The 5,858-nt window shown below is 72.6% G+C and carries 6 protein-coding genes; 3 read left to right on the forward strand and 3 right to left on the reverse strand.

Translation table 11 applies throughout. From position 1 onward, the window contains the following. The coding region (locus ACZ7EG_RS29885; protein ID WP_471085720.1) for an SDR family NAD(P)-dependent oxidoreductase at window positions 1-812 on the reverse strand (812 nt) is incomplete at its 3' end. A gap of 361 nt (window positions 813-1,173) precedes the next feature. On the opposite strand from ACZ7EG_RS29885, the gene ACZ7EG_RS29890 reads away from it, so the two are divergent. Both ACZ7EG_RS29890 and ACZ7EG_RS29895 read left to right on the forward strand, forming a co-directional pair. Continuing rightward, a complete protein-coding gene (locus ACZ7EG_RS29890; RefSeq protein ID WP_471085468.1) occupies window positions 1,174-1,776 on the forward strand; it encodes a YceI family protein in 603 nt (200 codons plus the stop codon). Window positions 1,777-1,993: 217 nt separating this feature from the next. Beyond that, window positions 1,994-2,779: a S1 family peptidase gene (locus tag ACZ7EG_RS29895; protein ID WP_471085471.1), complete on the forward strand. Its 786-nt coding sequence runs from the start codon at window positions 1,994-1,996 to the stop codon at window positions 2,777-2,779. 66 nt (window positions 2,780-2,845) lie between these two features. Here ACZ7EG_RS29895 and ACZ7EG_RS29900 read toward each other — a convergent pair whose 3' ends face one another. Both ACZ7EG_RS29900 and ACZ7EG_RS29905 read right to left on the reverse strand, forming a co-directional pair. Next, the gene (locus tag ACZ7EG_RS29900; RefSeq protein WP_471085474.1) at window positions 2,846-3,427 is read right to left on the reverse strand and encodes a YdeI/OmpD-associated family protein; all 582 of its coding nucleotides are present in this window, start codon (window positions 3,425-3,427) and stop codon (window positions 2,846-2,848) included. A gap of 107 nt (window positions 3,428-3,534) precedes the next feature. Further along, a complete protein-coding gene (locus tag ACZ7EG_RS29905; protein ID WP_471085477.1) occupies window positions 3,535-4,884 on the reverse strand; it encodes a hypothetical protein in 1,350 nt (449 codons plus the stop codon). Window positions 4,885-4,997: 113 nt separating this feature from the next. Here ACZ7EG_RS29905 and ACZ7EG_RS29910 point away from each other — a divergent pair, with 113 nt between their 5' ends. Further along, on the forward strand, window positions 4,998-5,684 hold the full coding sequence (locus tag ACZ7EG_RS29910) for an SLATT domain-containing protein (protein WP_471085480.1): 687 nt from the start codon (window positions 4,998-5,000) through the stop codon (window positions 5,682-5,684). The last annotated feature ends 174 nt before the right edge of the window (window positions 5,685-5,858 follow it).

Consider the following 5,858-nt stretch of genomic DNA (forward strand, 5'->3'; position numbering starts at 1 on the left):
CCGCGGACGCGGCCCGGAACGGTCAGCCACGTGGGGACGTAGGCCTCGTCGCGGTTCTGCCGGACCGCCTCCCAGATCGTGCCGGCCACGCACCCCGGCGAGAGGAGACCGGTGCGGGTGCCGTCGTAGGGCCTGCCGCGCCGGTTATGGAAGGCCGTGTCGACGGCTCCGGGCACGACGAGGGTGACGCCCACGCCCGTGCCGCGCAGCTCCTGGCGCAGCGCCTCGGCGAAGGCGGCGAGGCCGGCCTTGGCTGCGGAGTACACCGCCTCCTCCCGCAGGCCCACGCAGCCCGCGACCGAGCCGAGCAGCACCACACGGCCCCGTCCGGCGGCAATCATCGAGGGCAGCACCTCACGCACGAGGTGCAGCGTGGCGTTGAGGTCGAGGGTCAGCACCCGGTCGATGTCGGTGTGCGGCATGGCGGCGAAGGGGCCCGCCCAGCCCATGCCCGCCCCGGCGACCAGGACGTCGATCCGGCCGGTGGTGTGCAGCGCGGACTGGGCCAGCAGGCGCGGGCCCTCCGGGGCGGCGAGGTCGGCGGGCAGCACGACGGCCGAGGTCCCGGACGCCGTCTGCTCCAGACGGTGCCGGTCGCGTCCGCTGAGGAGCAGCTGCCAGCCGTCCATCGCGAAACGCCGGGCCGTGGCCGCCCCGATGCCGGAGGAGGCGCCGGTGACCAGGGCCACGCGCCGGTCGAGTCGTCGCGGTGGCCCGTACTGGTGCACGCGGGCGGGGACGGGGGCCGTGGAGCGGCGCGGGGCGGGATCCGCCGGTGGGTCGTGGGCCGAGCCGGAGCCGGTGAGTGTCACGAGTCGCTCTCCCCTGCGCTGGGCGTCCGCCGTGGTCTCGTCTGTCTCCATGCGCTCCCTTGACACGGAACCCCGTCTCGCCGGACACCGCCACCGCACCGGGTGCCGGCCGAGGCCCGGCGCCCCGGCTTCGGCGAGCCCGCGGGCCCCGGCCCACCCGGTTCCGGGCCGCCGTGCACCGCGTCCGGCGGGTCCACCCCGACGGGCCGCGCGATTGCGCCAAGCGGCGGAACGAGTAAGGCGCGGCAGACCGAGGCGGAGACACCCGCCCTGAAGATGTTGAACATTGAACGGAATAGGTCTACGGTGAGTCTCGTTGGAGTAGTTAAACATTCAACATCACGCACAGGAGGCGTACACCATGAGCATCTTCAGCCGCACCGGCACCCGCACCGCCACCGCCACGAGCGCCGTGACCCCCGAGCTGGCCGCCCTGACCGGCGACTACACGATCGACCCGGCCCACTCGACGATCGGCTTCACCGCCCGGCACGCCATGGTCACGAACGTCAAGGGCAGCTTCCAGGACTTCACCGGCACGCTCCGCCTCGACGGCACCGATCCGTCGCGCTCGACGGCCTCCCTCGATGTCGTGATGGACAGCATCGAGACCGGCAACGCCGACCGTGACGGCCATCTCAAGAGCGCGGACTTCTTCAAGACGGACGAGTTCCCGGCCATGACCTTCCGCTCCACCGGCGTGGAGGCCCTGGGCGGCGACGACTACCGGGTCACCGGCGACCTGACGATCCTCGGCACCACCCGTCCGCTCGCCATCGACCTCGAGTTCAACGGCGCCGCCAAGGACCCCTTCGGCAACGAGCGCGTCGGCTTCGAGGGCAAGGCCGAGATCCTGCGCTCCGAGTGGGGCCTGACCTGGAACGCCACACTGGAGACCGGTGGCGTCCTGGTCTCCGACAAGATCAAGCTGAACTTCGACATCTCGGCCATCAGGAACGCGTGAGCCCTGTGGGGCCGGCCCGGTGAATCGTCGCCGGGCCGGTCTGGCCGGTTCCCGCCCCTTGTGCAAAGACTGTCGGCGTTCTCATAATCCAGCAGCAATATTTTGACCAGTCCATGCCAGCACATGGACGTTCTTTTTGCGCTTGCTGCTGTCATGCACTCGTCAATCTGATGCTTCGGTTGCACCTCCCCAGTCAACCCCCACGAAAGGCATCACGTTGAAGAGACTTCTCACGGCCCTCAAGAGATGCGCGGTCCTCGGCGCCGCCGCCCTCGCGATCGCCAGTCTCCAGCCCGTCTCCGCCGCACAGGCCGCCCCGTCGCCCGTCGTCGGCGGGACCCGGGCCGCACAGGGCGAGTTCCCGTTCATGGTCCGGCTCTCCATGGGCTGCGGCGGCGCCCTCTACACCCAGCAGATCGTGCTCACGGCCGCGCACTGCGTGGGCAGTTCCGGCAACAACACCGGCATCACCGCCACCGCGGGGGTCGTCGACCTGCAGTCCACCAGCGGCCGGGTCCAGGTCCGCTCCACCAAGGTGCTGCGCGCCCCCGGCTACAACGGCACCGGCAAGGACTGGGCGCTCATCAAGCTCGCCCAGCCCATCAACCTGCCGACCCTGAAGATCGCCACCACCGCGCAGTACAACACCGGTGACTTCACCGTCGCCGGCTGGGGCGCGAACCGGGAGGGCGGCTCCCAGCAGCGCTACCTCCTCAAGGCGACCGTGCCGTTCGTCAGCGACGCCGCGTGCAAGGCCTACGGCGGCCTCTACAGCGGCCTCGTCGCGAACGAGGAGATCTGCGCCGGCTTCGACGCGGGCGGTGTCGACACCTGCCAGGGTGACTCCGGCGGCCCGATGTTCCGCAAGGACAACGCCGGCAACTTCATCCAGGTCGGCATCGTGAGCTGGGGCGAGGGCTGCGCCCGGCCCGAGGCTCCCGGCGTCTACACGGAGGTCTCCACCTTCGCCTCCGCCATCGCTTCGGCGGCGTCGACGCTCTGACACGACTTCAGGGCCCGGCTCCGAGGGAGCCGGGCCCGCTTCGCGCGGCGGCCTCCGCCGGGTGACTCACCGCGTTTCCGGTTTGCGTGACTCCAGCTTCGCCACCGCCGCCGCCACCTGAGCGGCCCGGCTCCGCGCGGTCCTGGCCCGCAGCACGCCGAGCATCGCCAGGTATCGGTCCGTCCGGCCGAGGGCCGCGAACGCCGCGGCGGCCCTGGAGTTCCGCTCCAGCGCCGCCGCCAGGTCCTCGGGGACCTCGGCCTCCTTCTGCGACGCGTACGCCGCCTCCCACCGACCGTCTGCCCGCGCGGCCGCCACCTCCGCGAGCCCGCCGGGCCGCATCCGCCCGGCGGCGGTCAGCTCCTCGACCCGCCGGACGTTGACCAGGGACCAGAGACTGCCCGGACGCCGCGGCGTGATCCGCTGGAGGTAGTACGCCTCGTCAAGCCCCTTGCGCTGCCCGGTGATCCACCCGTGGCACAGGGCCAGGTCGTTGACGTCGGCGGCACTCACGGAGGGGAGGCCCGAGCCCTTCTTCGCGATCCGGACCCAGAGTCCGGACTGCGGCGCGGGGTGGGCGGAAAGCCAGGAGTCCAGGTCGGCCGTGCCCGCGAAGGCGAGCGGGCCAATGTCGTCGGAGGTGCTCATGGCGCCACCGTAGGGAGGCAATAGGCCTGTCGCTGTCCGCTACGCGAGCAATCCGCGGGAACTCGACCCCCCGGCCACGGCTGCCGACGCCGCGGCTCCGGCCGGGATCAGAACCCACCCCCGAAGTCCCCGCCCCCACCGAAGTCGCCGCCTCCGGATCCCCCTCCGAAGCCGCCCCCGAAATCGCCGGTGTCGAAGTCCGCGCCGGAGACGTCGCCGCCCTCGTAGCCGCCGAAGTCGCCGTAGCCGGAGCCGTAGTCGGCCGCGTAGGCGGGGCCGGCCATCATGCTGCCGAGCATGGTGCCGACGAGGAGGCCGGGCAGGAGGCCGCCGCCGAAGTAGCCGCCGGCCCAGGGGCCGTACGCCGGTCCGGCCTCCCAGTAGGGGCGGCGGCCGTTTGCGGTGTCGACCTCGCGGATCACCGGGTCGCGGCCCTCGGCCAGGCGCCTGTCGTCGGCCGCGCAGACGGGGACCTCGCGGGCGGTGCCGCCCGGTGGCATCCACGTGGCGTCGGCGACGGACGGGCCGTGGCGCGGGTCGAAGAAGCAGGGCGGGCGGCGCTCCGGCAGGGCCCCGCCCTCGCGGCGGGCCGCGAGCCGGGCCAGGGAGAACCGGCCGTCCTCCACGGCCTGGGTGACGGCCCGGACGTCCTCCGGTTTCGTCGCGGCCGCCATCAGGGACTTGGACTGCTCGTAGGAGTCCAGGGCGCGCTCGTAGTCGGTGCGCATCGCGTCGTCGGCGCCGGGTTCCCCGGGATGGAAGTCGAGCCGGTCGAGTTCCTCGCCGAACGCGGTGATGTCCTCGTCGACGACCACCCGCAGCTTCTCCAGCGCGGCCCGCTGCTCCTCCTCGTGGCGGCGCCGGTTGCGGCGGACCACGGTGTAGGCGCCCGCGCCGCCGGCCGCCACCAGGGCGCCGATCGTGATCAGGCCGCCGACCGGCACGTCGGTGCCCGAGCCGTCGCTCCAGCTGCTCGGCGCCGAACCGCCCACGTTGCGCAAGGCGTCGTCGACGAAGTCGTTCAGCTGGGCCTTGGTGTCACCCGCACCCTGGACCGAGGTGACCAGGTTGGACACCGCCTGCCTGCTCATCACGGAGCTGTCGGCGCGGGCGTCGAACCGGTCGCCGAGGCGGATGCCGTACAGACCGGTGATGCCGGTCTCCGTGCGGAGGTTCCGGAAGAGGTCCTGCGCGGGGTAGCCGGCGGGGAGGACCGCCACGAAGACGGGCTTGTCCGCGTCCTTGATCTTGTCGGCGAGCGCCTCCGCGTCCGACGCCGCGAGCTGCCCGGAGGCGGCCGGATCGACGTAGACGGGGCTCTCGCGCAGTTCCCGGGCGACCTTGGAGAGGTCGGTGGCCGCCTGCGCGCCCGGCGCACCGGCCAGCAGCACCGCCAGTACGGCGGCGAACGGCACGATCAGCAGACGTACGACGGTACGCATCAGTGCGGCCCTCATATGTTCGAAAGTACCCGAAACGGCGCAGAAAGGGTTATCCGTCGTGGCAGGGATTTGTCGGCGCGACTGCGCCTAGGATGCCCCTGGCCATCCAGGAGGGGCGGGAGCGGGACATGTTCGGACGACGCAGGGCTGCGGACATGACGGTGTCCGAACTGACCGAGCTGGACCGGTCGCGTACGCGCGCCGACCTGCTGTGGGAGCTGTTCCGGCATGCCGAGGCGGAGGTGACGTCGGCGATCGGCTGGTATCTGGCCCGCCGCCGGGGGCCGTCGCTGTGGTCTCGTTCGCTGCGGGCGCTCGCCGCGCTGCTGGGCATCGTCGGCACGATCACGCCGCTGGTGCACGCGGCCTCGCCCACGACCGTGCAGCCCGAGTGGGGGTTCGTGTTCCTGGCCGGCGGGGCGGGCTGTGTGCTCTTCGACCGGATCTTCGGGTTCTCGGCGTCCTGGACCCGCTACATCCGCGCGGAGATGGCGCTGCAGCAGATCCTGAAGAAGGCCCAGTCCGACTGGGCGCAGGGGTTCTTGAGGACCACCGACTCCCCCAGCGACAAGGAGCAGGCCGCCCTGCTCGGGGTGATCGAGCGGCTGCGGACCGACGCGCAGCGGGTCATCGAGGACGAGGGCGCGGCCTGGGTCGGCTATCTGGCCGACGGCGTCGAGGAGCTCACCCGCTCCACCAGCACCGCCACCGGCCAGCGCTCCCACACCGCGGGCCTCTTCCGTCTCGACCGGCCCCCGGGCCGTGACCGCGGCGGCGAGGTCCCGGGGCCGCGGTCCCGCGACACGGCGATGTGACACCCACCCCGGGCGCCGGGCCCCGCCGGGGCGACGGCTACTGCGCCGGAGCGACCCTGCGCGCAGCAGCCCGTAGGTGGCGAGGTCCCGGGGCCGCGGTCCCGCGACACGGCGATGTGACACCCACCCCGGGCGCCGGGCCCCGCCGGGGCGACGGCTACTGCGCCGGAGCGA

It is taken from the genome of Streptomyces sp. NPDC037100, assembly GCF_055606225.1.

Bases quoted from the DNA above. Each gene is read 5' to 3' on its own strand.
- ACZ7EG_RS29890 (WP_471085468.1), top strand. From the start codon at position 1,174: ATGAGCATCTTCAGCCGCACCGGCACCCGCACCGCCACCGCCACGAGC.
- ACZ7EG_RS29900 (WP_471085474.1), bottom strand. From the start codon at position 3,427: ATGAGCACCTCCGACGACATTGGCCCGCTCGCCTTCGCGGGCACGGCC.
- ACZ7EG_RS29905 (WP_471085477.1), bottom strand. From the start codon at position 4,884: ATGAGGGCCGCACTGATGCGTACCGTCGTACGTCTGCTGATCGTGCCG.
- ACZ7EG_RS29910 (WP_471085480.1), top strand. From the start codon at position 4,998: ATGTTCGGACGACGCAGGGCTGCGGACATGACGGTGTCCGAACTGACC.